General features: G+C 70.2%; 20 protein-coding genes. 13 read left to right on the top strand and 7 right to left on the bottom strand.

Translation table 11 applies throughout. The annotated features are described in order from the left end of the window. Positions 1–33: 33 nt before the first annotated feature. From ACIRR9_RS05390 to ACIRR9_RS05380, 3 genes are all read left to right on the top strand, one after another. Positions 34–2,316, top strand: coding sequence for a (Fe-S)-binding protein (locus ACIRR9_RS05390; protein WP_403747804.1), 2,283 nt, complete (start codon positions 34–36; stop codon positions 2,314–2,316). A gap of 130 nt (positions 2,317–2,446) precedes the next feature. Next, positions 2,447–3,667, top strand: a complete 1,221-nt coding sequence (locus ACIRR9_RS05385) for a cytochrome P450 (RefSeq protein ID WP_403747801.1) — start codon at positions 2,447–2,449, stop codon at positions 3,665–3,667. A gap of 5 nt (positions 3,668–3,672) precedes the next feature. Beyond that, the gene (locus ACIRR9_RS05380) at positions 3,673–3,873 is read left to right on the top strand and encodes a ferredoxin (RefSeq protein WP_403748170.1); all 201 of its coding nucleotides are present in this window, start codon (positions 3,673–3,675) and stop codon (positions 3,871–3,873) included. Here ACIRR9_RS05380 and ACIRR9_RS05375 read toward each other — a convergent pair. Further along, positions 3,868–4,305, bottom strand: a complete 438-nt coding sequence (locus ACIRR9_RS05375; RefSeq protein WP_403747798.1) for a MarR family winged helix-turn-helix transcriptional regulator — start codon at positions 4,303–4,305, stop codon at positions 3,868–3,870. The genes ACIRR9_RS05380 and ACIRR9_RS05375 overlap by 6 nt on opposite strands. 151 nt (positions 4,306–4,456) lie before the next feature. Between ACIRR9_RS05375 and ACIRR9_RS05370 the strand changes: the two genes are divergently transcribed. Continuing rightward, positions 4,457–5,353 (top strand): NAD(P)H-binding protein, encoded by an 897-nt coding sequence (locus tag ACIRR9_RS05370; protein WP_403747797.1) that lies wholly within the window; start codon positions 4,457–4,459, stop codon positions 5,351–5,353. 15 nt (positions 5,354–5,368) lie between these two features. Here the strand turns inward: ACIRR9_RS05370 and ACIRR9_RS05365 are convergent, their stop codons facing one another. Together ACIRR9_RS05365 and ACIRR9_RS05360 are read right to left on the bottom strand one after the other, a co-directional pair. Further along, positions 5,369–6,460 (bottom strand): sugar ABC transporter substrate-binding protein, encoded by a 1,092-nt coding sequence (locus tag ACIRR9_RS05365; protein WP_403748168.1) that lies wholly within the window; start codon positions 6,458–6,460, stop codon positions 5,369–5,371. Between the two features lie 355 nt (positions 6,461–6,815). Further along, complete coding sequence (locus ACIRR9_RS05360; RefSeq protein WP_403747795.1) at positions 6,816–7,481, bottom strand: DUF402 domain-containing protein; 666 nt, start codon at positions 7,479–7,481, stop codon at positions 6,816–6,818. Between the two features lie 415 nt (positions 7,482–7,896). Here ACIRR9_RS05360 and ACIRR9_RS05355 point away from each other — a divergent pair, with 415 nt between their 5' ends. From ACIRR9_RS05355 to ACIRR9_RS05335, 5 genes are all read left to right on the top strand, one after another. Continuing rightward, on the top strand, positions 7,897–8,955 hold the full coding sequence (locus ACIRR9_RS05355) for a LacI family DNA-binding transcriptional regulator (RefSeq protein ID WP_403747793.1): 1,059 nt from the start codon (positions 7,897–7,899) through the stop codon (positions 8,953–8,955). Between the two features lie 504 nt (positions 8,956–9,459). After that, complete coding sequence (locus ACIRR9_RS05350) at positions 9,460–10,971, top strand: glycoside hydrolase family 32 protein (RefSeq protein WP_403747790.1); 1,512 nt, start codon at positions 9,460–9,462, stop codon at positions 10,969–10,971. 151 nt (positions 10,972–11,122) lie between these two features. After that, positions 11,123–12,466, top strand: coding sequence for an ABC transporter substrate-binding protein (locus ACIRR9_RS05345; RefSeq protein ID WP_403747787.1), 1,344 nt, complete (start codon positions 11,123–11,125; stop codon positions 12,464–12,466). A gap of 74 nt (positions 12,467–12,540) precedes the next feature. Next, positions 12,541–13,530, top strand: coding sequence for a carbohydrate ABC transporter permease (locus ACIRR9_RS05340; RefSeq protein ID WP_403747786.1), 990 nt, complete (start codon positions 12,541–12,543; stop codon positions 13,528–13,530). 2 nt (positions 13,531–13,532) lie between these two features. Further along, positions 13,533–14,369: a carbohydrate ABC transporter permease gene (locus ACIRR9_RS05335; RefSeq protein WP_403747783.1), complete on the top strand. Its 837-nt coding sequence runs from the start codon at positions 13,533–13,535 to the stop codon at positions 14,367–14,369. 39 nt (positions 14,370–14,408) lie between these two features. Here the strand turns inward: ACIRR9_RS05335 and ACIRR9_RS05330 are convergent, their stop codons facing one another. Beyond that, complete coding sequence (locus ACIRR9_RS05330; protein ID WP_384559224.1) at positions 14,409–15,407, bottom strand: LacI family DNA-binding transcriptional regulator; 999 nt, start codon at positions 15,405–15,407, stop codon at positions 14,409–14,411. Between the two features lie 201 nt (positions 15,408–15,608). On the opposite strand from ACIRR9_RS05330, the gene ACIRR9_RS05325 reads away from it, so the two are divergent. Continuing rightward, positions 15,609–17,579, top strand: a complete 1,971-nt coding sequence (locus ACIRR9_RS05325; RefSeq protein WP_403747780.1) for a hypothetical protein — start codon at positions 15,609–15,611, stop codon at positions 17,577–17,579. A gap of 73 nt (positions 17,580–17,652) precedes the next feature. On the opposite strand, the gene ACIRR9_RS05320 is transcribed toward ACIRR9_RS05325, so the two are convergent. Further along, positions 17,653–19,005, bottom strand: coding sequence for a S8 family serine peptidase (locus ACIRR9_RS05320; protein WP_403747777.1), 1,353 nt, complete (start codon positions 19,003–19,005; stop codon positions 17,653–17,655). A 258-nt stretch (positions 19,006–19,263) separates the two neighbouring features. Here ACIRR9_RS05320 and ACIRR9_RS05315 point away from each other — a divergent pair, with 258 nt between their 5' ends. Together ACIRR9_RS05315 and ACIRR9_RS05310 are read left to right on the top strand one after the other, a co-directional pair. Continuing rightward, positions 19,264–20,589, top strand: a complete 1,326-nt coding sequence (locus ACIRR9_RS05315; RefSeq protein ID WP_403747774.1) for a phosphatase PAP2 family protein — start codon at positions 19,264–19,266, stop codon at positions 20,587–20,589. Positions 20,590–20,712: 123 nt separating this feature from the next. Next, complete coding sequence (locus ACIRR9_RS05310; protein ID WP_403747771.1) at positions 20,713–21,117, top strand: hypothetical protein; 405 nt, start codon at positions 20,713–20,715, stop codon at positions 21,115–21,117. A 31-nt stretch (positions 21,118–21,148) separates the two neighbouring features. Here the strand turns inward: ACIRR9_RS05310 and ACIRR9_RS05305 are convergent, their stop codons facing one another. Continuing rightward, a complete protein-coding gene (locus tag ACIRR9_RS05305) occupies positions 21,149–21,658 on the bottom strand; it encodes a DinB family protein (protein WP_403747768.1) in 510 nt (169 codons plus the stop codon). A gap of 229 nt (positions 21,659–21,887) precedes the next feature. Between ACIRR9_RS05305 and ACIRR9_RS05300 the strand changes: the two genes are divergently transcribed. After that, on the top strand, positions 21,888–22,565 hold the full coding sequence (locus tag ACIRR9_RS05300) for a GAP family protein (protein ID WP_403747765.1): 678 nt from the start codon (positions 21,888–21,890) through the stop codon (positions 22,563–22,565). 15 nt (positions 22,566–22,580) lie between these two features. On the opposite strand, the gene ACIRR9_RS05295 is transcribed toward ACIRR9_RS05300, so the two are convergent. Beyond that, positions 22,581–23,801, bottom strand: coding sequence for a cytochrome P450 (locus tag ACIRR9_RS05295; protein ID WP_403747763.1), 1,221 nt, complete (start codon positions 23,799–23,801; stop codon positions 22,581–22,583). Positions 23,802–23,803 lie beyond the last annotated feature (2 nt).

The following is a 23,803-nucleotide window of genomic DNA, read 5'->3' as shown; positions in this document are numbered from 1 at the left end:
CGAAGAGACCCCTCGCAGGCCCGAGGAGCCCCCATGCAACTCGCCGCGATCATCGTGTCGCTGGTTCTGATCGTGGTCGGCGTGGCGTTGTTCGCCCGCGCCCTGCTGCAGATCTACAACTTCATGCGGCTCGGTCAGAACGTACCCGCCGGCACCCGTACCGACGAACCCGTCCAGCGGACCGTCACCGTGGCCAGGGAGTTCCTCGGCCACACCCGGATGAACCGCTGGGGCATCGTCGGCGTGGCGCACTGGTTCGTCGCGGTCGGGTTCTTCTCCCTCCTGCTGACGATCGTCAACGCCATCGGCCAGCTGTTCCAGGCCGACTGGATCCTGCCGGTCATCGGCGACTGGGCGCCGTACAACGTCTTCGTCGAGTTCATCGGCACGATGACGGTCCTCGGCATCCTCACGCTGATCGTCATCCGCCAGCTGAGCAAGCCGAACCGGCCGGGCCGCAAGTCCCGCTTCGCCGGCTCCAACTTCGGCCAGGCGTACTTCGTCGAGACGGTCATCCTGATCGTCGGCGTCTGCATCTTCACGCTGCACGCCCTGGAGGGCGCCCAGCACCACGTGGACTCCTACGAGGCGTCGTTCTTCATCTCGTACCCGGTGGTCTCCTGGTTCCGGGGCATGGACGTCTCCACGCTCCAGAACCTCACCTACTTCTTCGCCGCCCTGAAGATCGCGACCTCCTTCATCTGGATGATCGTGGTCGCCCTGAAGACCGACATGGGTGTCGCCTGGCACCGCTTCCTGGCCTTCCCGAACATCTGGTTCAAGCGGAACGCGACGGGTGAGACCTCGCTGGGCGCGCTGCTCCCGATGACCTCCGGCGGCAAGCCGATCAACTTCGAGGACCCGGGCGAGGACGACGTCTTCGGCGTCTCCCAGGTCGAGCAGTTCTCCTGGAAGGGCCTGCTGGACTTCTCCACCTGCACCGAGTGCGGCCGCTGCCAGTCGCAGTGCCCGGCCTGGAACACCGGCAAGCCGCTCTCCCCCAAGCTGCTGATCATGTCGCTGCGGGACAACGCGCACGCCAAGGCGCCGTACCTGCTGGCCGGCGGCGGCAAGACCGCGGAGGGCGAGGAGAAGGGCTCCGAGGAGCAGCTCGCCTCGGTGCCCGCCGCCGCCCTCGCGGAGGCCGAGCGCCCGCTGATCGGCACCGCCGAGGAGAACGGCGTCATCGACCCGGACGTGCTGTGGTCCTGCACCACCTGCGGCGCCTGTGTCGAGCAGTGCCCGGTGGACATCGAGCACGTCGACCACATCGTCGACATGCGCCGCTACCAGGTGATGATCGAGTCCGCGTTCCCGTCCGAGGCGGGCACGATGCTCAAGAACCTGGAGAAGAAGGGCAACCCCTGGGGCCTGGCGAAGAAGCAGCGCCTGGAGTGGCTCAAGGAGGTCGACTTCGAGGTCCCGGTCGTCGGCAAGGACATCGAGGACCTCACCGAGGTCGAGTACCTGTACTGGGTCGGCTGCGCGGGCTCCCTGGAGGACCGCGCCAAGAAGACCACCAAGGCCTTCGCCGAGCTGCTGCACATCGCGGGCGTCAAGTTCGCGATCATGGGCGGCGACGAGAAGTGCACCGGCGACTCCGCCCGCCGCCTCGGCAACGAGCCCCTGTTCCAGGAGCTCGGCATGGAGAACGTCATGGCCCTGAACACGGCGTTCGGCGAGGAGCTGGACGACGACGGCAAGGTCACGGCGGAGTCGAAGAAGCCCAAGTCGGCGAAGAAGATCGTCGCCACCTGCCCGCACTGCCTCAACACCATCGGCAACGAGTACCCGCAGCTCGGCGGCGACTACGAGGTCATCCACCACACCCAGCTGCTGCAGCACCTGGTGGACGAGGGCAAGCTGGTCCCGGTCACCCCGGTCGAGGGCATCATCACCTACCACGACCCCTGCTACCTGGGCCGCCACAACAAGATCTACACGCCTCCGCGCGAGATCATCGCCAGCGTCCCGGGCCTCAGGAACGAGGAGATGCACCGCCACAAGGAGCGCGGCTTCTGCTGTGGCGCCGGTGGTGCGCGGATGTGGATGGAAGAGCGGATCGGCAAGCGCATCAACAACGAGCGCGTCGACGAGGCCCTGTCGGTCAACCCCGACATCGTCTCCACCGCCTGCCCGTTCTGCCTGGTCATGCTGACGGACTCGGTCAACGGCAAGAAGAACGACGGCAAGGCCAAGGAGTCCATCACGGTGGTCGACGTGGCCCAGCTGCTCCTCGACTCCGTCAGGACCCCGGTCGACCCGGCGGGCGCGGCGGAGCAGGAGAGCGCACCGGAGCCCGAGCCGGTGAAGTAACCCGTCCGTACGCACGGAACGCCCCCGACCCACTGCGGGTCGGGGGCGTTCCGGTTTCTCCGGGTGCTCACGGGGATAGGGGCTTGCTTGACTAAAGCAATGCACGGCAACGGTCCTCGAGGAGCCCCCCATGACCGCGAACCGGCAGGACGAACCCCTGCACTACCCCCTCCCCTCTTCCGGCCCACTCACACCGCCCGCCGAGTGGCCGGAGTTACGGCAGAAGTGCCCTGTCGCCCCGGTGACGCTCCCCAGCGGCGACCGGGCGACCCTGCTCACCCGCTACGCGGACGTCAGGCTCGCCCTGTCCGACCCCCGGCTGAGCCGGGAGGGCCTGGCCCGGCCCGACGCGGCCCGGATCACCGCGAGCGAGTCGGGCAGCGTCTTCGACAGCCCGATGGCCCGCGCGCTCAACGCCGAGGGGCACGAGCGCTGGCGGCGGATGGTCGGCCGGTGGTTCACCGCCAAGCGCATGCGGGCGCTGATCCCGAAGATCGAGGCGACGGCCGACCGGCTCGTCGACGACATGGTGGCGCACGGACAGCCCGCCGACCTGGTGCCGTGGCTGGCCTTCCCGCTGCCCGTGTTCGTCATCTGCGACATGCTCGGCGTCCCCGAGCGCGACCGGGACGACTTCAAGCGGTGGTCGGACGCGTTCCTGAGCATCTCCACGTACCCGGCGGACGAGGTGAGGTCGGCGCAGACCCGGTTCGCCGAGTACATGTCCGGCCTGATCGAGGAGAAGCGGCGGGATCCGCGGGACGACCTGATCAGCGAGCTGCTCGCGGCCACCGACGCCGAGGGCCGGCCGATGTCCGACCTCGCCCTGGCCGCCACCGGCCAGGCGCTGCTGCTCGCGGGGCACGAGACCACGGCCGGCTTCATCAGCTCGTTGACCGCCACCCTGCTGGCCGACCGGACGCAGTGGGAACGGCTGCTGAACGACCCCTCGCTGATCCGCTCCGCGGTGGAGGAGGTGCTCCGCCATGAGCCGCACGGCGGCTTCGGGATGCTCCGTTACGTCCACGAGGACACCGAGGTGCCGAGCGGTGCCGTGCTGCCCGGGGGCACCACGGTGGTGTGCAGCATGGCCGCGGCCAACCGGGACGCCGACGCCTTCGAGCACGCCGAGGACCTGGACCTGGGCCGCTCCCCCAACGCGCACCTGACCTTCGGCGTCGGACCGCACTCCTGCCTGGGCCAACCGCTCGCCCGCACCGAGATGCAGACGGTGCTCGGTGTGCTGCTGCGCCGCCTGCCCACCCTCGAACTCGCCGTGGACCCCGCCGGCCTGCGCCGCCTCGAAGGGCAGCTCACCACGCCGCTGGTCGAGCTGCCGGTGCGGTGGTGAGCGCCGTGGAGGTGACCGTCGACGAGGCGAAGTGCTGCGGCGCGGGACAGTGCGTACTGATCGCGCCGGAGGTGTTCGACCAGCGGGACGAGGACGGCATCGTCGTCCTGCTGGCCGCCGAACCCGCCGAGCAGTGGCACCCGGCCGTGCGCGAGGCGGCGAGTGTCTGTCCGGCCGGCGCGATCCGGCTCACCGGAGGGTCATGACCCCGCGGGGTCGTCCAGGAGGCCGCTCGCGGTGCGGTGGATCTTCGCCAGCGCGCCGAGGAGGTGCCGCCGTTCGGTGTCGGTGAGGTCCGCGGTCACCGCCTCCTCCATCCGCCGGCGCTCCTCCTCGACCGGTCCCTGCAGCGCCCGTCCGGCGTCGGTGAGCCACAGCCTGACGAGACGGCTGTCACGGTCGTCGGGGCGCCGGGTGAGCAGTCCGGCGGCCGCCATGCGGGTGGCCATCTTGGTCACCGTGGGCGTGGTGACGTGGACCGCCGCCGCGATCTCGCCGGGGGTACGGCCGTCCTTCTCCCAGAGCGTCGCGAGCAGGTGGTTCTGGCCGAGGTGGAGGCCGTGCTCCCGCATGCCGCGGTCGGCCAGGGCCCGCAGGGCCTTGGACGTCTTGCTGTGCAGGTCCAGGAACTCGGACATCGCGGCCTTTCGGAAAGACGGCGCGCGGCGGCCGGGCACGGTCGTCGTACGCCGCGCAACCGGCGCCGTCCACCGATCGATTGACGGCTAATCATTTCCCGGCTAACGTCCCGTCCCGCAAAGTCGTTAACCGGCAAATGACAGGGGTGTCATGTTACTGCTCACCGGAGCCACCGGGAACATCGGCCGCGAACTCGTACGCCAACTAGACGCGCAGGGCGCCGAGTTCCGCATCCTCGTGCGTGATCCCGACCGCGCCGCCGGCCTGCCGGGCCGGGCCGAACGCATCGTCGGCGACCTGGGCGAACCGGCGACCCTCCCGCCCGCCTTCGACGGGGCCGACCGGCTGTTCCTGCTCCCCTCGGGCATCGGCATCGACCACACCAGGCATGCCCTCGCCGCCGCCCGGGCCGCGGGAGTGCGCCACATCGTGCACCTGTCGTCCTTCAACGTCCTCGGCGACCCCATGCCGGCCATGGGCCGCTGGCACCACGAACGCGAGACCCTCGTCCGCGCCTGCGGCATCCCCGCGACCCTCCTGCGGCCCGGCGGCTTCATGACCAACGCCCTCGACTGGCTGCCCACCCTCCGCGAGGCGGGTTACGTCCTCGACCCGGCCGGCCCGGGCCGCTACGCGCCGATCGACCCCGCGGACATCGCCGCGGTGGCCACGCTCACCCTGACCGAGGACGGCCACCGGGGCGCGGAGTACACCCTGACCGGCGCGGAGACGTTCACCCTCGCCGAGCAGGTCGGCGTCCTCGCAGCGGCGGTCGGGGCCGGTATCGAGGTGCGTCCGGTGGCCACCCCCGCGGAGGCGGTGCGGTTCCGCTTCCCCGGCGGAGCGCCGCCCGCCCTCGCCGAGGCCCTCGTCGAGGGGTTCACGCGGATGCGCGCCGACACGGTCGGCCTGCGCACGGACACCGTGGAACGACTCCTGTCCCGCAAGCCGCGCACCTTCGCCGACTGGTGCACGGCACACGCGGACGTGTTCCGGCGGGCGCTCGGCATCCGGCCGGGGGCGAGCGGGCCGGAATCCTCGGGCTGAAGCCCGGGGAGCACGTCAGTTCAGGCCGATGGCCGCGCAGGCCGCCTTGTACTTCGCGGTGCAGATGTCGCCGACGGTGTAGACGCCGTCCGCGATCACCGTGTCCTTGATGTTGCCCCTGGTGAGGGCGACCACCGGCACGAGCGTCGCGGGGATGTCCTTCTCGGTCGGGCTGTCGACCTTGTCCTGGGTCAGCGCGTCGTACTGGATGTCCTTGCCCTGCACCTTGTACACCGCCATCTCCGCGGCGTCGGTGGCCTCTTCCAGGAACGACTTGTACACCGTCATGTACTGCTCGCCCGCGACGACCCGCTGCACCGCGTCCAGGTTCGCGTCCTGCCCGGTGACCGGGGGGATCGTGGTGGCCCCCGCCTGCTTCATCGCGTCGATGACGGCGCCGGCCATGCCGTCGTTGGCGGAGTAGACGGCGGCGATGTTGCCGAGGCCGACGGCCTGGATCGCCTTCTTCATGTTGGCCTCGGCGACCACGGGCGACCACTTGTCGGTGTCGTACTCCTTGGCGATCTGGACCTTGCCCTTGAGCTCGCCGAGGGCGCCGTCCTTGAACTTCCCCGTGTTCGGGTCCGCCGGATCGCCGTTCATCATGACGATCTTGCTGGTGGCGGCCTTGCTGCCGAGCGCCTCGACGATGGCGCGGGCCTGCACCTCGCCGACGAGTTCGTTGTCGTGCGAGACATAGGCGTCGATGGGGCCCTGGGCGAGCCGGTCGTAGGCGATGACGGGGATACCGGCGTCCTTCGCCTTCTGCACGTCCGGCGCGATGGCCTTGGCGTCCAGCGCGTCCACCACGATGATGTCGACCTTCTTGGACACCATCGCCTGGAACTGCCGACTCTGCTTGTCCTGGCTCGCCTCGGCGTTGGCGTAGTCGACCTTGGCCTTGCCGTGCGTGAGGGAGGCGACCTCCTTCTTGAAGATGGGGTAGTCGAAGGCCTCGAACCGGGCCGTGTCCTTGTCGGGCAGGAGCAGTCCCACCGTGATGTCGTCGCCCTTGCCCGGGGACGCGGAGCCGCTGCTGCCGCCGATGCCGTCGACGACACCGCACGCGGTGAGCGACAGGGCGGAGGCGGAGGCGGCCAGGACCATCGCGAAACGAGGCAAGGGGGTGCCACAGAAAGCAGGAGCGCTCACATCAGCGCCTTCCGGGTGGGGCGAGCATCATGCGCCGGCGGATGATGTGAACGAAGCAAACGGGTAACTACCGAGTAGGTCAAGACGTAAGGACATTAAGGCTGTTGGGGAATTCTGTGCGCATCGATGGGAGATGCTGTGACCGGATGAGGATTCCGCAGGTCAGGTGTAGTTCACCGGTAAGTCGCCCCGTATTTCGGCGTGTTCGCGATGTCGGCCGGTCTCGGAAATTTGGACGATCGGGCAACGGCCGCGCGCTGTCCGGCACTTCACTGCTGCAAGATCCGACCCGCGGGACGGGTCCGGTATTTCAGAGGAGACCGGCGGTCAGGGCGTCGGCGGGCAGCGCGGGGGCCGGCCGGCCGGGCTCGGGGCGCCAGTCGCGATGGCCGGCATCGTCGGCGAACGGTCCCGCCCCTTGTGCGATCATCGCCACCGCTTCCTCGCGGGCCCGCTGCACCGCCCGGTGATCGGCCTCGCCCACCACGCCCAGCCGACGGCCGTGCTCGTACTCGTCCTCGTCCTTCCAGTCCCATCGCGACAGGTCGGGGGCGATCACCAGGTCCAGGAGGAGGTCGAAGGTGTCGAAGCCGATGGCCGTGCGCCGCATGGGCCGTTGGAAGTTGACGTACCAGTGGGCCAACCGGTGGCCGTCGGAGGCGTCGTAGAACGCGTTCACGCTGAACCAGGTGCCCGGCGGCACCCATTGCAGATGGGCCGTGTCCCGCCACGACCAGCGGCCGAGCCGCCAGCTCCCCTGGGCCAGGTTCGGCAGCGCCTGGACCCGCGCGGTCCGCTCGCCGGTCAGCAGCCACTCGATCCAGGAGGTCGGCACCAGGAGCTCGGCGCCGGGCCGGCAGCCGAGGACGAGCGCCTCGGCGGAGTCCTCGACGACCCGGAACGCGTGGGCGCTCCACACCTTGCGCCGGAACACATCACGCCGGACGGCGGTCTCGCCCGGCCGGAACGTTCGCATGGAGCCCCTCCTGACGGCCGGACCCTCAGCCGGCCTCGGTCGTGAGCGTCCGCGGGGACGCCATTCTGGTCCGGCTCGCCCGTCACCGGAAGCCCCGGCGGGGCACGCCGGTACATCGGACACCAGCGACAGCGACAGCGACAGCGACAGCGACGCCGAACGGGCCGAAGAGGGTGACGGGCAGCAGCGGCCACAGCTCCGCCGGGTCGTCCCGCAGCCGGTGGCGGTTGCCGAGCCGGTTCGCGCCGACGTCCGGCACGCCTCGACACCGATGTCGCCGTTCCTGTCGAAGACACACGCCGGCCAAGAGTTCGTAACGAGCCATTGACATGAGCCCCGGCCATGGGCACCCTCATGGGAACGCGGTTGGCTAAACGATTTACCAACCCGGTATCTACTACTTTGGGCAGGGGCAATGGCGCGCCGGATCGGGATCAAGGACGTGGCCGCGGCGGCAGGTGTGTCGACCGCGACCGTGTCGCACATCCTGAACGGCGTCGAGGGCAAGCGGGCCAGCGCGGAGACCCGGCAGCGGGTGCTCCAGGTCGCCGAGGAGCTCGGCTACGCGCCGAACGGACTCGCGCGGGGACTGCGCACCCAGCGCTCCCAGACCATCGCCCTCATCAGCGACGAGATCGCCACCACCCCGCACGCCGGCCGGATGATCCTCGGCGCCCAGGAGGCCGCCGCGGCCGAGGGCCTGGTGCTGCTGCTGGTCAACACGAGCGGCGACGCCGAACTGGAGCGCACGAGCATCGAGATGCTGCTCCAGCGGCAGGTGGACGGCGTCCTGTACGCGGCGATGTACCACCGCGTCGTGGAACTGCCGGAGAGCCTGCGCTCGACGCCCACCGTGCTGCTCGACGCCCGCTCCGCCGACCCCGCCGTCCCCTCCGTGGTGCCCGACGAGGTCCAGGGCGGGTACGCGGCGGTGCGCGAACTGCTCGACCACGGGCACCGCAGGATCGGCGTGACCGTGCAGCCCGTCGACCTCCCCGCCCGCCAGGGCCGCCTGGAGGGCTACCGCAGGGCGCTCGCCGAGGCCGGGGTGGCGTACGACCCGTCACTGGTCGCCGACGAGACCGCGGTCCCCTTCAACACGGTCGGCGGTGACGTGGATGCCGGCTACCGGGCCGCCCGCCGGCTGCTGACCGCGGAGCACCGCCCGACGGCGCTGTTCTGCTTCAACGACCGGATGGCCGCGGGTGCCTACCGTGCCGCCGCCGAGCTGGGACTCTCCGTCCCCGGCGACCTGTCCGTCATCGGGTTCGACAACCAGGAACTGGTCTGCGAGTCCGTCCACCCGCAGCTGAGCACGGTCCGGCTGCCGCACTACGAGATGGGGGCACGGGCCGTGGCCCAGTTGCTCGCGCTCACCAAGACACCGGGCCGGCCACCGGGCCCGGACACCCAGGAGAAGCTGCTTTGCCCGCTGGTGGCGCGGGCATCGGTCGCTCCGCCGCCCCGACTCTGACCCCGGGACGGCGAAGCAGTTCACACCAATGACAGGCGACCGTTGCGACCGGTCGTCACCCCTGTCGGTTCTTCGAACAAAGTGAGGGTACACATATGTCCGCCGAGACGTTCAGCGTGCCGTAGCACCGGCGCAGCCGGCTGAATCCGGTACGGCCGCCGGTCCGCCCGTGGCCATCACCGGGCCGGTCCGCGCGAGTTCGCCGCGCTCCTCCCCCGCCCCGGCCGCCGGGCGCGCGGGCACCGAGCCGCGCGCTCCTCGCCGGCCCCCGGCCGCACCGCGCCGGCACTCCCGCACGCCTTCCGCCTCCGCGCATCCCGCACACACCGCCCAGCCGTGGTGGCCCGCGACGGGTGCCCGCGGAAGGCACCTCCGTCACGTTCCACGAGGGGATCGTCCCCGGTGCCCCGGAGTCCTTGGGTGCCCCCGGTGCCCCGGCGTCCTCGGACCCGTCCGACGACGTCCGTCCCCGCCTGCTCCCCGCACATACCGAAAGGCACGTGTGTGTCCACCGCGCCCTGCGATCCGTACCGGCCCGTCGCGCATCTGCGCCCGCCCCGGAACTGGATCAACGACCCCAACGGGCTGGTCTTCCACGACGGCCAGTACCACGTCTTCTACCAGTACAACCCGTACGGCGCGACCCACGCGAACATGCACTGGGGCCACTTCCGCAGCCCCGACCTGCTGAGCTGGGAGCCGCTGCCGATCGCCCTGTCCCCGGCCCCGGGCGGCGTGGACGCCGACGGCTGCTTCTCCGGCAACGCCGTCTCCGACGGGGACCGGCTGGTCGCCTTCTACTCCGCGCACCGCGAGGACCGTTCGCCCCAGCACCAGCCGGTCACCTCGGCCACCTCGCTCGACGGCGGCCGGACCCTCACCCCGCGCGGGGACCTGGTGATCCCGGAGCTGCCCGAGGGCTGCACGATGTACCGCGACCCGTACGTCTGGCGGGACGGCGAGGGCTGGCGGATGCTGGTCGGCGCCGCCCTCGCGGACGGCCGCGGCGCGGCCCTGCTGTACGAGTCGTCCGACCTGGACGAGTGGACCTACCTGGGCCCCTTCGACGCCCGTGAGCAGCAGCCGGTCGGCGACAGCGGACTGCACACCGGCGAGGGCTGGGAGTGTCCCCAGTACCTGCCCGCGCAGGCCGGGCGGCCCGGCGCCCTCCTCTTCAGCGCCTGGAACGACGACGACAGCCCCCGCTGTGTCACCGCCCTGGTCGGCGAGGAACACGGCAACACCTTCCAGGCGGGCCCGCCGGTCCTCGTGGACCACGGCCCGGACTGCTACGCACCCGCGCTGCTGCCCGCCCCCGGTGGCCGGTGGCTGCTGTGGGGCTGGTCCCGGGAAGCCCGTGAGGAGGCCTGGGCGGTCGCCGACGGCTGGGCCGGGGTGCTGACCCTTCCCCGGGAGATCTCGGTCGGCGACGACGGCACGCTGCGCCAGCGGCCCGCCGCCGAACTGCTGGCCCTGCGCGGCGAGCAGACCGTCCGCGCCGAGGGCACCGCCGACGGACCGGAGCCCGTGGAGCTGGGCGGTGTGGGCCGTGCCTTCGACCTGACGGCCCGGCTGGAGACGACCGGCACGGCGACCCTGCGACTGCTGACCGGCGCGGACGCGGGCAGGGACGCGGACGGAGACGGGGGCGGGCACGGGGACGAGTACCTCGACATCCGTCTCGACGCCGCCGCCGGCGAACTCGTCGTCGACCGCGAGCACGCCTCGCTGGACGCCCGCGCCCACGGCGGCTCCTACCGGATGCCCTGCCCCACCGGTCAGCCGGTCGAGCTGCGTCTGGTCGTCGACCACTCCACCGCCGAGCTCTTCCTGACCACCACCGGCCAGGTGCTCACCCTGCGCTTCTACCCCACCGGGGACACCCCCTGGCGGCTCCAGGCCCGCACCGCGCCGGACGCGCGGCTGGGCTACTCGGTCGACGCCTGGGAGCTGCTCCCCCTCGTGGTCAAGGAGCCGAGCGCCGAGACCGAAGCGCGGCAGGGGCAGACCGCATGACCGGGTCGACGACCGAGTCGACGACCGACCCGTCGGCCGTGTCGTCGTACGCCCCCTGCCGAACCGCCGTACCCCGTCTGCCCCACACACCCCCCATGCACCTCCGCACCACCCACTCCCGCCCGCACCGCACTCCGGAGGCACACCGCTCATGAACACCGGCAGCAGAAGGTCCCGCCGTACGGCACTGACCGCCCTGACCCTCGTCCTTCCCCTGACCGCGGTGGCCGCCTGCGGTGGCGGCAGCGGTACCGGCACGTCCGCCGAGCAGGGCAGCGGTACGGGCACCATCACCGTCTGGGCCCACCAGGGCCAGGCCAGCGAGGCCGCCGCGCTGCAGAGCGCGGTGAAGACCTTCAACTCCTCGCAGCAGAAGGTCAAGGTCAAGCTGACGCTGATCCCCGACGCCGACTACACCAAGACCATCACCGCGACCGACGCCTCCAAGCTGCCGGACGTGATGGAGTTCGACGGCCCGACGATGGCGAACTTCGTCTACAACAAGAAGCTCGCCGCGATCGACTCCTACGTCTCGGGCAAGACCCTGTCCAACGCCACCGACGCCATCAAGGCGGAGGGCCGGATCGACGGCAAGCAGTACGGGCTCGGCATGTACGACTCCGGGCTCGGCGTCTACGCCAACAAGAAGCTGCTGGACGCGGCGGGCGTCAAGTACCCCACCGGTCTCTCCGACGACTGGACGGCGGCCGAGTTCACCGCGGCCGTGAAGAAGCTCGCCGCCAAGGACTCCGACGGCAAGAGCCTGGACCTCCAGGAGAACAACGGCTTCGCGAGCGAGTGGGGCACCTACGCCTTCGCCCCGGTCGTCTGGTCGGCCGGCGGTTCCCTGCTGAAGGACGGCAAGGCGGCGGGCGCCCTGGACACCTCCGCCGTGGCCTCGGCGCTGAAGACCTTCCAGTCCTGGAAGACGTACACCGACCCCAACACCGACGGGAACGCCTTCACCAAGGGCCGGGCCGCGCTCAGCTGGGGCGGTCACTGGAACTACCCGGCGTACAGCAAGGCGCTCGGCAAGGACCTGGTCGTGCTGCCGCTGCCCGACTTCGGCAACGGCGCCAAGACCGGCCAGGGCTCCTGGGAGTGGGGCATCGGCGCCGACACCAAGAACGGCAAGGCCGCCGGCGCCTTCCTGGACTCCCTGCTGAACGACACCAACGTCACCGCGATGACCACGGCCAACGGCGCCCCCGCCGGTACCAGGTCCGCGCTGGCCGCGAGCGCGCTGTACAAGAAGGGCGGCCCGCTCCAGCTCTTCGCCGAGCAGCTCGCCAAGCCCTGCGGTGACAGCGACATCACCAAGTCCTGCGTCGCGGTGACCCGCCCGATCACCGCCGGATACCCGACCGTCACCGCCAAGTTCAGCCAGGCGCTGAGCGACGTCTACGGCGGCGCCGACCCGAAGACCGCCCTGGCCAAGGCCGCCCGCGCCATCGACCAGGACTTCTCGGACAACGACGGCTACCCGCTCTCGTAGCCATCCAGCAGCCGGGCGGGACGGACGCGCCCTGACAGCGTCCGTCCCGCCCGGCCGGGAAGAGGACTCCTACCGTGACCACCGTGAACCCCGCACCCGCCACGCCCGACCGGCGGAAACCGAGCCCCGCACCGGCGGCCGCCCTGCCCGGACGCCCCCGGCGCCTGAACCGCGACCGGCTGCACGGGCTGCTGATGTCCGCGCCCGCGCTCACCGGACTGATCGCCTTCGTCGGCGTGCCGTTCGGGTACGCCGTCGTCCTGTCCTTCTACAACGTGCGGCTCGGCTCCCCGCTGCCGCCGCGGTTCTTCGGCATCGAGCAGTACCGCCGGCTCTTCACCGACCCCGACATGTCCGGGCCGTTCCTGCGGGCGCTGCTGAACAACCTGACGTTCGCCGCGGTCGTCGTACCGCTGCAGACCGGGCTCGCGCTGGCCCTGGCCATCCTGCTGAACCGCAAGCTCAAGGCCATCGGCCTCTTCCGGTCCCTGTTCTTCCTACCGGTGGTCTTCCCGATGGCCCTGGTCGCCGTCATCTGGCGGCTGATCCTCGCCCGCAGCGGCGACGGCCTGCTCAACTCGGCGCTGCACACGGTGAGTCTCGGCAACTGGGGGGCCTTCGACTGGCTCGGCAACGGGCTCACCGCGATGGCGTCGATCATCGTGCTGTCCGTATGGCAGGGCGTCGGCTTCCAGATGGTCATCCTGCTGGCCGGCCTCCAGCAGATCCCCGGCGAGCTCTACGAGGCCGCCGAGCTCGACCGGGCCTCCCGCTGGCAGCAGTTCCGGCATGTCACCCTGCCCGGCATCCAAGGCACGCTCGTCTTCGTCGCGATGCTCACCTCGGTGCTGTCCTTCCGGGTCTTCGACCAGATCTACGTCCTCGTGCACGGCGGAGGCCTGAACGAGGACGCCACCCGCACGGTGATGTACGAGGCCGTCACCACCGCCTTCGACCAGAACAACATCGGCCAGGCGTCCGCGATCACCGTCGTCTTCTTCCTGATCGTCGTCGCCCTGACGCTCATCCAGCGCCGTGTCGTCCGCACCGGCAACGAGGACTGATCATGACCCGCACCCCCCTGCGCCGTTTCCTCGACTACACCGTCCTGAGCGTGCTGGCGTTCGTCTTCGTCCTGCCGGTGCTCTATCTGCTGATCGGCAGCTTCAAGCCCTCCGACGAGGTGCTGAGCGGCCTGACCGGCTTCCTCCCCACGCACCTGACCCTGCACAACTACACGGCCGTCCTCAACAACTTCGACTCCGACGCGACCGGCTACTTCTGGCGGTTCATGGGCGTCTCGCTGCTGGTGGCCACCGTCACGGTCCTCGGCGGGCTGATCGTCAACTCCATGGCCGCCTACGGGCTGACCCGGCTGCGCTGGCGCGGCCAGAACGTCGTCTTCGGCCTGGTCCTGCTGCTGATGCTGGTGCCGTTCGAGGCGGTCGCCGTCCCGCTGTTCTACATGCTCAACGAGCAGCGCAACACGATCTACGTGCAGGCGATCCCCTTCATCGCCAACGCCTTCTCCGTCTACCAGTTCGCCACGTTCTTCAAGGCGATCCCGCCGAGCATCGAGGAGGCCGCGCGGATCGACGGCGCGGGTCCCTGGCGGACCTTCTTCGCGATCGTCGTCCCGATGTCGAAGCCGGTGTTCGCGTCGGTGGCGATCCTGACCTTCCTCACCCAGTGGGGCGCGTTCCTCTGGCCGGTCCTGATGGTCTCCGACCCGTCGGTGCGCCCGCTGCCCCTGGAGATGAGCGTGTTCCAGGGCCAGCAGCCGGTCGACTGGGGCCAGGTCCTCGCCTTCGGTGTGCTCCTCGTCCTGCCCGTCCTGGTCGTCTTCGCGTTCTTCCAGCGGTGGTTCGTGCAGGGGGTGGCCAGCTCGGCGGTCAAGGGCTGAGCCTCCCCGAGGGGGACTCAGGGGGGCTCCCGGTGGGGCTCACTCCGCCTTCGGCGGGGCGGTGCTCGCGCGGATCACCAGTTCCGGGTCGAAGAGGAGCTCGCCGACCGGGACCTCGCGGTTGCCCAGCAGGGCCAGGACGCTGCGGGCCACCTCGGGGGCCAGCCGGTCGGCGGGCTGGCGGACCGTGGTGAGCGGCGGGTCGACGAAGTCCATGATCATGGAGCCGTCGTAGCCGACCACCGAGACGTCGCCCGGGACGTCGTAACCCTGCCGGCGCGCGCCGCGGATCGCGCCGAGGGCCATGTAGTCGCTGGCGGCGACGACGGCCGTGGCACCGCGGCCGAGCAGGGAGACCGCGGCCGACTGGCCGCCCTCCACCGTGTACGACTGCCGGACCACCCACTGCTCCGGGTCCGCGATCCCGCGCCGGGCGAGCGAGGCGACGAAGCCGCTGACCCGGCGGTCCGCCGGGCGGTTGCCGACCGGACCCGACGCCATGCCGATCCTGCGGTGCCCGAGCCGGTACAGGTGGTCGACGGCGAGCTCGGCGGCCAGCAGGTCGTCGGTGGAGAAGACCGGGGCCTCGCAGCCGCCCTCGAACTGGCCGTTGACCCCGACGAACGGGATCCGGCGGGAGCGCAGCAGTTCGTACGCCTCCGGGTCCGCGCCCTCGATGGTGTTGCTGGCGGAGAGGAAGACGACCGCGGCGATGCCCCGGTCGGCCAGCGAGGTCACGTAGTCCAGCTCCTGCACCCCGCCGGGGAAGCACGGGCACAGGACGGTCTTCAGGCCGTGCGGGGCGAGGGTGGCCTCGATGCGTTCGCAGACGTCGGCGAAGAACGGGTTGGAGACCAGCTCGGTGACGACCGCGACGAGCTGTCCCTGCGTCTGCCGCTCGTAGCCGAGGTCGGCCATCGCCTGCTCGACGGCCTCACGGGTCTTGCGGGACACGCCCTGGCGCCGGTTGATGACCCGGCTGACCGTGGCCTCGCTCACCTGCGCCCGGTCCGCGACCTCGGTGATGCCGACCTTCATGCGGTTCCCTCCGTCCCCCGTCGTGCGGACCTCCACACATTACTTTGCCCGACAACGGCTCACTTGCAAGATTTCGATGAAGACTTTCAGTCCCGTTGCAAGATTTCTATGCATGACCATTGAACGGCTTCTTCCGCCCCTGTTAGCTTTCCGCCACGACTCGGCCGCCCCGCCCGCCGTAGCTGAAGACCGGGAGATCCGATGAAGCCCTCAAGGCTCATGCTGCTCACCGCCGTTGCCCTGCTCACGCCGCTCGTCCCCGCCATCTCCGCGACCGCGGTACCGCGTGCCGCCGCCGACTCCCGGCCCCAACTCGCCCTGCCCGACCCGGGGTTCGAGAACGGCGGGGCGGGCTGGACCTTCAGCGCCGGCGCCGGGGTCGGCGAAGGGAACGTCCACAGCGGTTCCCGCTTCCTCTACCTCGACGCCGGCGCGGGCAAGTGGGCCAGCCAGACCATCACCGCGCCCCGGGACGGCAGTTACGACTTCTCGGCGTGGATAGGCAGCGCCGGCACCGGCGGTACGTACACGATCCGGCGCAACGGCGAGACCGTCGGCACCATCGACCTGCCGCAGCGCCCCTCCTACGCCCGGTACACCATCAGCCGCGTCGATCTGAAGGCCGGCGACCGGCTGGAGATCGTCTTCGGCTCGGGCAGCGCCTGGGTCAACGCCGACGACCTGATGATCTCCCCGGCCGCACCCGCCGACCCGCGGATCAGCTCGTCCGACCCCGAGGTGGTCGAGATGTTCGACTGGGCGAAGCGGAAGGCCAACAGCTGGGTGCAGCTGCCCGGCACGGTCGGCCCGGTCAACGCCGACGAGTACCACACCACCGGCACCGGCACCGCGACGTACGGGCCCACCTACTGGGCCGGATACGCCAACCGCAGCGCGTACTACTCCCGGGACATGACCCACCAATTGGCCGGCGCCCATCTCATCGGCCTCGACACCGAGAACGAGACGATGCTCCGCTCGTACGCGGCGTCGGCCACCGCCGAGGACAAGTACTTCCCGGTGTGGTCCCTCAACTTCGACGCCAAGACGTATCTGAGCATCGACCACCACAGCCCGGACGACTACGTGCGCGAGGTGCCGGCCGTCTTCGAACTCGTCGAGAAGGCCGCTCAGGCGTACCTCTGGACCGGCGACCGCAGCTACGTCGACGACCCGGTGCTGTGGGACTACTACCGGCACGCCACCGAGCAGTTCATCGACCTGCACAACAGCGCCGTCCCCAACGGCAAGGTGAAGGTCGCCGAGGGCACCGGCAACGGCATCTTCGCCGGTGCCGCCAGCTACAACGAGCAGGACGGCGACAACCTCGCCGAGGCCGGGGACACCATCGCCTCGGAGTACCAGGCGTATCTGGCGATGGGCGTGCTGGCGCGCGGCAAGGGCGACACCGCGCTGGCGAAGAAGTACGACCGCAAGGCCGCCGATCTGAAGGCGTACTTCAACGACACCTGGAGCGGCACCGGCAGCGGCGCCGACATGGTCCGCGCGTACACCACCTCCGGCACCCCGGTCACCGGCTGGGGCAAGGAGAACAGCGTGTTCATGCCGATGAAGCAGATCATCGACCCCGGCCCGCGCAACGACGCCTACCTCGACTACATCCAGGCCCAGGAGCTGGGGCCGAACGGCTCGCCCAACATCGAGTCGACGACGTATCTGCCCGACATGTTCTTCAGGAACAACCGCGCCGATACCGCGTGGTGGTGGATGAAGAAGATCTACGGCGAACGGGAGCTGCAGCACGTCAACTCCAGCCAGGGCCCCGACGGCGACTACCCCGAGTTCTCCTTCACCCTGGTCAGCCAGACGGTCCAGGGCCTGATGGGCATCACCCCGAACGCGGCGGCCCACCAGGTGACCACCGAGTCACGGCTGCCCTCCGGCATGAAGTGGCTCCGGGTCGCGGACATCCCGGTCGGCAAGGACACCATCACCGTGCGGCACGACGGCGCGACGAGGACCACCCTGACGAACAACGCCCGGCACGGCTCCTACAGTTGGGAGGCCCGCTTCCCCGGTGTCCACAAGACGATCACCGTCGACGGCGTCCCGCAGCGGGCCCGCACCAAGACGGTCGACGGTGTGACGTACACGTACGCGACACCGGTGGTACCGGCGGGGGCGACGGCGGTGGTGCAGGTGACCGGCTGACGGCAGCCTCGGCGGCTCACACGCACGTACGGCCCGGGTGCGGAACCCGGGTCGTGCGTGCGGTGCCTGCGACTCAGCGGTGCGAGCCCTCCTTGGCGAGCGCCGGGACGAAGCGCAGGGCGTCCACGGTGCCCACGCCGGTGGCGAGGTCGTAGCCCTTGACGGCCTTGTAGCCGGTCACGCCCTGGTAGCTGTTGTCGGTGCCGTCGTTGACGTCGACGACACCGTTGCTCTTGGCGTGGTGGGCGGCGAGGTCGTACAGGGCCTGCTGGATGTTGCCCAGCCGCTTGCCCGCCACCTGGTCGGCGAGGGCCACGATGCCCGAGAAGAGCGGGGTGGCCTCGCTGGTGCCGCCGCTGACGTCCCAGCCGACGGCGGTCGGGTCGAAGCTGGAGTAGATCCAGGCACCGCCGTTGACCGCGGCGGACATCGAGATGTCCGGGGTGCCGCGGCGGGTGCCGACGACGTTCTTCACGCCGTTCTGGAAGGCCGGGCGGGTGAACACGTGGGACTGGCCGCCACCGCCGGAGCCGTAGTCGTTGTAGACGCTGTCCGGCTTGACGCGGTTGCCCTTGTCGTCCAGGTGGAGCTGGGTGCCGCCGATCGAGGTGACCAACGGGTCCGAGGACGGCCAGGAGTTGACGCGCTTCTTGTAGTACGTCTTGCCGTCGGCCTGGAGGTCGGTGGCGCCGCCGTCACCGGAGGCGGCGAGCACGGTGACGTGCTTGCGGTTGGCGTCCTGGAAGGCGTAGCGCAGCTTCTTGATGCTGGAGAAGTCGCCCTTGGCGAAGCCGGGGAAGGTGTTCTCCGTGGCGCCGAAGCTCTGGCTGATGACGTCGCCGACACCGTGGTCGATCATGTACTTCTCGGCGTCCATCATCTCCGGCAGACCGGTGGTGCCCTCGGTCTCGGAGACCGCCGTCTCCACCACGACGATCTTCGCGGCGGGCGCGACCGCGTGCGCCATCTCGACGTCCAGGGTGGTCTCGCCGGCCCAGCCCGTCATGTCGGAGTTCTTGGGGTCGAAGGCGGGCACGTGGCCCCACTTGACGACCTTCACCTTGGTGCTGGGCAGCCCGAACTGCTTGCTGTAGACGTCGAGGTCGTGCTGGACGGTCGGGGAACCGTACGAGTCGACGATGACGATGGTGCGCCCCTTGCCCGTGATCCCCTTGCGGTAGAGGGCGTTGAGGTCGTACGCGGTGCGGTACTGGAGCGGCGTGTAGCAGTTGATGTGCCACTTGGTCTGGCACTGCGCGCTGGTCAGCGGGCTGCTCACGCCATGGACCAGGGTGTGTCCGGCGACGGCGGGTACCGCGAGGGTGTGCGGTACGGAGGTGGGCGCGGCGGCCGTCAGCGCGGTGGCCGCGAGGGCGGCGACGGACGTGGCGGCCGCGACGCGCAGCCCGGTACGGGCTATGTGCATGGATCCCCCAGAGATCTCGGCATGGTCTCCGCGCATCCCATCGAATAGGTCATGCACAGTTCAAGACCGTTGAACCGACGATGCCGAACCCTTTACTCCGCGATGGATGCCGGAGCTTTTCCCTGAACTCCAGGGGAACGAGGACGCAACCCTGGCCGCGTCTTTGGGGTCTTACCCTCACGTACAGGCTTTTCTTAACAAGGAAATATCTAACAAATCGGTCAAACGTTGAAAAAGACACCCCTGAGAATCTGGGCCGTGGCGGCTGCCACGGCCCTCGCGTTCCTCGTCGCCCTGCAGATCACCGCACGCCACTACGGGCTGCCGGGACCGATCACCACCGAGGCACGGGAAGTGATAGCGGCGCCCAAGTCGGGCTTTCTGCTGTACGCCGGTCTGGCGTTGACGATGCTGGTGCTCACCTGGCGGCAGCGGTCCATCGCCCTCGGCGCCGCGGTCGGTATCGACCTCCTCTTCTGGGCCGTCCGGTGGGCGACGGGCAACGAGGTGACCCAGGGCCATCCCTTCGGGAATGGCGCGCTGTGGGTGATGATCGGCTGCGCGGTCGTCGCCGTGACCCGCCGCACCGGCCGGGAACGCACTCTGCTGCTCAAGGGCGTAGGGCTGGGCCTGCTGCTGGTGACCGGCCGCAAGACCGGCGACACCTGGCTGCTCATCACCTCCAAGACCCGCCCGATGGTGCTCGACCAGTACGTGGCCACCGCCGACCACGCGCTGGGCAACCCGTCGTGGGTGGTGGGCCGGCTGGTCACGGCCAGCGGGCCGGTCGGCTTCAACCTCCTCGAAATCGTCTACGGTCAGCTCGCCGTCGCCGCGGTCGCCGTCGCGGTGTACCAGCTGCGGCACGTGGCGGCCGAACGCCGCTTCCCGCGCCACCACCTGGTGCGCACCTTCCTGGTGATAGGCCTCGTCGGGCCCGCCGTCTACATGATCTTCCCGGTGGTCGGCCCGGTCTTCGCCTACGGCACCGGCGTCGAGCACTGGGCCTCGGTCAGCCTCTGGCCGGACCAGCCGCCGCTGTCCGGCGGCGGTCACTGGGAGGTGGCCGACCTGTGGCCGCGCACCCCGTCGCCGCTCGGCACCCCGCACCCCATGGCGTTCGACGGATTCACCCCGCGCAACTGCATGCCCAGCCTGCACACGGCATGGGCCACCGCGATCTTCATCCACTCCCGCAAGGGCCCCCGGGCGCTGCGGTTCGCCGGTGCCTTCTGGCTGGTCGCCACGCTCACCGCGACGCTGGGCTTCGGCTACCACTACGGCGCGGACCTCATCGCCGGCGTGGTGTTCACACTCACCATCGAGACGGCCCTGCGCACCTACGACCACGGCTGGGACCGATCGGGGATCCGGCTGGTCGCCTACGGTACGACGGTCTTCACCGCGCTCCTGCTGTCCTACCGCTGGCTGCCGTCGGAGATGGCCGGCCATCCGTGGCTGGCCGGACCGCTTCTCCTGCTGGCGATGGTCTCGGTGATCTACGGCTACGTCCGGACGGTCGCGCGCTGGGAACCCGCGCCCGTGCCGATGCCGCAACGGGAGCCGCTACCCGAACTGATCTGATCCCGACGGGCACCGGACAGTTGATTGCCCCTGGTGGAAGGCTGTCCGATCAACTCCTGTGGCGGCGGGTCTCGGTGCCAGACGCCGGACGACCGCGGCCGGCGCAGGAACCGGAGAACGTCCATGACGATGAAGCGTCCCCTGCGCAACAGGTGGATCGGGCTGCTGACGATGGCGCCGGCGCCGATGGTGGTGATCGCGGCACCCGGCACCGCGTCGGCGGCGAGCACGGTGCGCCTGGGCAACTCGGACGGTTCCCAGAGCGATATCGAAGGCAACTGGCCGACTCCCGACAAGACGCGGTCGGTGACCGTGCAGCAGGCGTCCAACACCTGGCAGGCCTGGGTCTGGCGGGGCCCGACGTTCCAGTGCCCCTGGAACGTGCCCAGCTGCTCCTACGCCCGGCAGCAGTCGAAGACCACCGGCTGGAAGTGGTTGTGGCAGTACACCTGGTCCCCCAACGAGCGCTGGGGCAACTGGACGACCAACCTGAAGGTCAGCGACTACGGGACGTACCACGTCTGGTGACCCGTCCGCCGGCCGCTGAGAGCCCGGGTGCTCACGCCCCCACGGTCCCGTCGACGCCCTCCCGCAGGAAGTCGGCGTGCCCGTTGTGGCGGCCGTACTCCAGGAGGACGTGCACCATCACCATCCGCAGCGACACCTCCTCCTCCCACCTCGGCTGGTATCCGGCCAGGTCCAGCGAGCCGGCCGCGCGCTCGATCCGGCGCGAGGTCTCCACCTCGGCCTCCCAGGCCGTGAACGCCTCGGCCCGGGTCGACGCGCTCGCGTCGTACGCCGCCTGGAAGTCGATCTCGTCCGACCAGACCATCGGCGCGTCATGGTCCTCGAAGACCCGGCGGAACCAGGCCCGCTCCACCTCCGCCAGGTGCCGCACCAGGCCGAGCAGCGAGAGCGTCGAAGGCGGCATCGACCGCTGCCGCAGCTCCTCGTCGGTGAGCCCTTCGCACTTCATGGCGAGGGTGGCACGGTGGTAGTCGAGAAACGCCCGCAGCGTCTCGCGTTCGCTGCCGAAAGCGGGCGGTCCTATGCGGCTGTCGCTGCTCACTGACGCTGCTCCTGATCCGTTTGATCCGTTCCGAGCTCCGGGGACAGCAGCATGCCTCCTGATGCCGCCGGTCTTCCACACCCTGTGGACGGGGAAGGGTGCCGCCCGTCACCCGTTCGCCGGTGGGCGATGGCCGACGGCCCCGGGGGCCTCCACGATGGCGAAGAGGGCTGCGCGCGGCGCCCGCGGCCAGGCCGGACCACCCGACTCTCTTCCCCCGGAGGCCGCAGTGGGACACGCTGTCGGTGATGTGCTGGGGCTGGCCGCGGGTGTCGCGATCAGCCCGCTGCCGATCGTGGCGATCATCCTCATCCTGGCCACCCCCCAGGGACGCCTCAACGGACTGCTGTTCGCCCTCGGCTGGGTGCTCGGGCTCGCGGCGCTCGGCGCGATCATGCTGGCCGTGGGCGGGTCGGGCGGCGCCTCCGCCCACAAGCACCCCGCCACCTGGGTCGGAGCCCTCAAACTCGCACTGGGCGCGCTCCTCGCGCTCTTCGGCGCCCTGCAGTGGCGGCGCCGCCCCAAGGACCCCTCCCAGGCGCAGCTCCCGAAGTGGATGGCGGCGATCGACCGCTTCGGCCCCGGCAAGATCCTCGGCCTGGGGCTGCTGTTCTCGGCGGGCAACCTCAAGAACGCGCCCCTGACCATCGCCGCGGCCGCCTCGATCAGCTCCGCCGGGATCTCGGTGCCCCAGCAGATCGTCACGCTCGCGATCTTCGTGATCATCGCGTCCCTCGGAGTGCTCGCCCCGCTCGCCGTCTACCTGGTCATGGGCGAACGCGCCAAGTCCATCCTCGGCAGCTGGCGGGACTGGGCGGCGCAGCACAACGTCGCCGTCCTGGCCGTCCTGTTCTTCGTGCTCGGCCTCAAGCTCCTCGGCGACGGCATCAGCATCCTCGCCGGCTGAGGCTGGGCAGCCCCGCTAACCGCCGTTCTGCTCGACCTGCAGATGGATCGGCCCGCGCAGCACGGGGCTGCGCCGGTACGGCGGCGGGTCGGCGACCAGGCTGGGGTGGTCGAGCCGGCGGGCCAGCTCGGTCAGCGCGATCTGGGCCTCCCGCCGGGCCAGCGGTCCGCCGAAGCAGAGGTGGATACCGCTGCCGAAGCCGAGGTGCTGGTTGTCGGTCCGGTCGGGGTCGAAGCGGTCGGGATCGTGGAAGCGGTCCGGATCGCGGCTGCCCGAGGCCAGCATCAGCATGATCTGCGAGCCCTGCGGGATGACGGTGTCGCCGACGGTGATCTCGCTGTACGCCGCCCGCCAGGGAATGATGTGCACGGGCGGCTCGTAGCGCAGCAGTTCCTCGACCAGCGGTACCGCCAGATCCGGGTCCTCGCGCAGCCGTTGCAGCACCTGCGGGTACCGCAGCAGCGTCAGCATGCCGTTGGTGATGAGGTTGACGGTGGTCTCGTGGCCGGCGATCAGCAGCAGGTTGGCGGTGCTGATGATCTCCTCGTCGGTCATCCGCCCGTCCGGCCCGTCGTCGTTGGCCAGCCGTGACAGCAGGTCCTCGCCCGGGTGTCCGTGCCGCTCGGCCAGCAGCCCGCCCAGGTACTCGCGCAGGTCGGCGCGGGCCTGCACACCCTTGTCGAGCTTCTCCTTCGGGTCGGTCCTGGCGTCGTAGTCGATCGAGTTGATGATGTCGTTCACCCACAGGCTGAACCTCGGCTCGTCCTCGCGCGGCACGCCGAGCAGCCGGCAGATCACCGTGACGGGGAACGGGTAGGCGAGGTCGTCGACGATGTCGATCCGCTCCTTGCCCGCGAAGTCGTCGATCAGACCGCCGACGGTGGCGGACAGGGCGGGTTCCATGCCGGTCACCAGCCCCGGGGTGTGCGGGGGGCCGAAGTGGCGCATCGCCATGCGCCGCAGGCGGTCGTGTTCGGGCGGGTCGATGTTGATGAACGACGGGGTGGTCTCGCCCTCGTGCGAGGGCATCGGATGCGACAGATTGCGGACGTCGGAACTCAGGTGCGGGTTGTGCAGGATGTCCGCCAGCTCGCGATACGTGCTGATGACATAACTGCCGTCCTCCTGCCGGGCCACCGGTGTCCTGCGCAGCTCCGCGTAGAGCGGGTACGGGTCGGACCGGGAGGAGTAGTCGAGGATCCGGTGCAGCATGTCGGGCATCTCGGTCGTGGTCATCT

It is taken from the genome of Streptomyces sp. NPDC101234 (genome assembly GCF_044767525.1).
GTDB classification, from domain to species: Bacteria; Actinomycetota; Actinomycetes; order Streptomycetales; family Streptomycetaceae; genus Streptomyces; species Streptomyces sasae.
The sequence above is the reverse complement of the archived record's forward strand: the minus strand, read 5'-3'. Positions and strand labels throughout refer to the sequence as shown.

Excerpts from the sequence above, each read along its gene's own strand:
- ACIRR9_RS05390 (WP_403747804.1), top strand. The coding sequence starts at position 34 with ATGCAACTCGCCGCGATCATCGTGTCGCTGGTTCTGATCGTGGTCGGC.
- ACIRR9_RS05385 (WP_403747801.1), top strand. The coding sequence starts at position 2,447 with ATGACCGCGAACCGGCAGGACGAACCCCTGCACTACCCCCTCCCCTCT.
- ACIRR9_RS05375 (WP_403747798.1), bottom strand. The coding sequence starts at position 4,305 with ATGTCCGAGTTCCTGGACCTGCACAGCAAGACGTCCAAGGCCCTGCGG.
- ACIRR9_RS05370 (WP_403747797.1), top strand. The coding sequence starts at position 4,457 with ATGTTACTGCTCACCGGAGCCACCGGGAACATCGGCCGCGAACTCGTA.
- ACIRR9_RS05365 (WP_403748168.1), bottom strand. The coding sequence starts at position 6,460 with ATGGTCCTGGCCGCCTCCGCCTCCGCCCTGTCGCTCACCGCGTGCGGT.
- ACIRR9_RS05360 (WP_403747795.1), bottom strand. The coding sequence starts at position 7,481 with ATGCGAACGTTCCGGCCGGGCGAGACCGCCGTCCGGCGTGATGTGTTC.
- ACIRR9_RS05355 (WP_403747793.1), top strand. The coding sequence starts at position 7,897 with ATGGCGCGCCGGATCGGGATCAAGGACGTGGCCGCGGCGGCAGGTGTG.
- ACIRR9_RS05345 (WP_403747787.1), top strand. The coding sequence starts at position 11,123 with ATGAACACCGGCAGCAGAAGGTCCCGCCGTACGGCACTGACCGCCCTG.
- ACIRR9_RS05335 (WP_403747783.1), top strand. The coding sequence starts at position 13,533 with ATGACCCGCACCCCCCTGCGCCGTTTCCTCGACTACACCGTCCTGAGC.
- ACIRR9_RS05330 (WP_384559224.1), bottom strand. The coding sequence starts at position 15,407 with ATGAAGGTCGGCATCACCGAGGTCGCGGACCGGGCGCAGGTGAGCGAG.
- ACIRR9_RS05325 (WP_403747780.1), top strand. The coding sequence starts at position 15,609 with ATGAAGCCCTCAAGGCTCATGCTGCTCACCGCCGTTGCCCTGCTCACG.
- ACIRR9_RS05320 (WP_403747777.1), bottom strand. The coding sequence starts at position 19,005 with ATGCACATAGCCCGTACCGGGCTGCGCGTCGCGGCCGCCACGTCCGTC.
- ACIRR9_RS05310 (WP_403747771.1), top strand. The coding sequence starts at position 20,713 with ATGACGATGAAGCGTCCCCTGCGCAACAGGTGGATCGGGCTGCTGACG.
- ACIRR9_RS05295 (WP_403747763.1), bottom strand. The coding sequence starts at position 23,801 with ATGACCACGACCGAGATGCCCGACATGCTGCACCGGATCCTCGACTAC.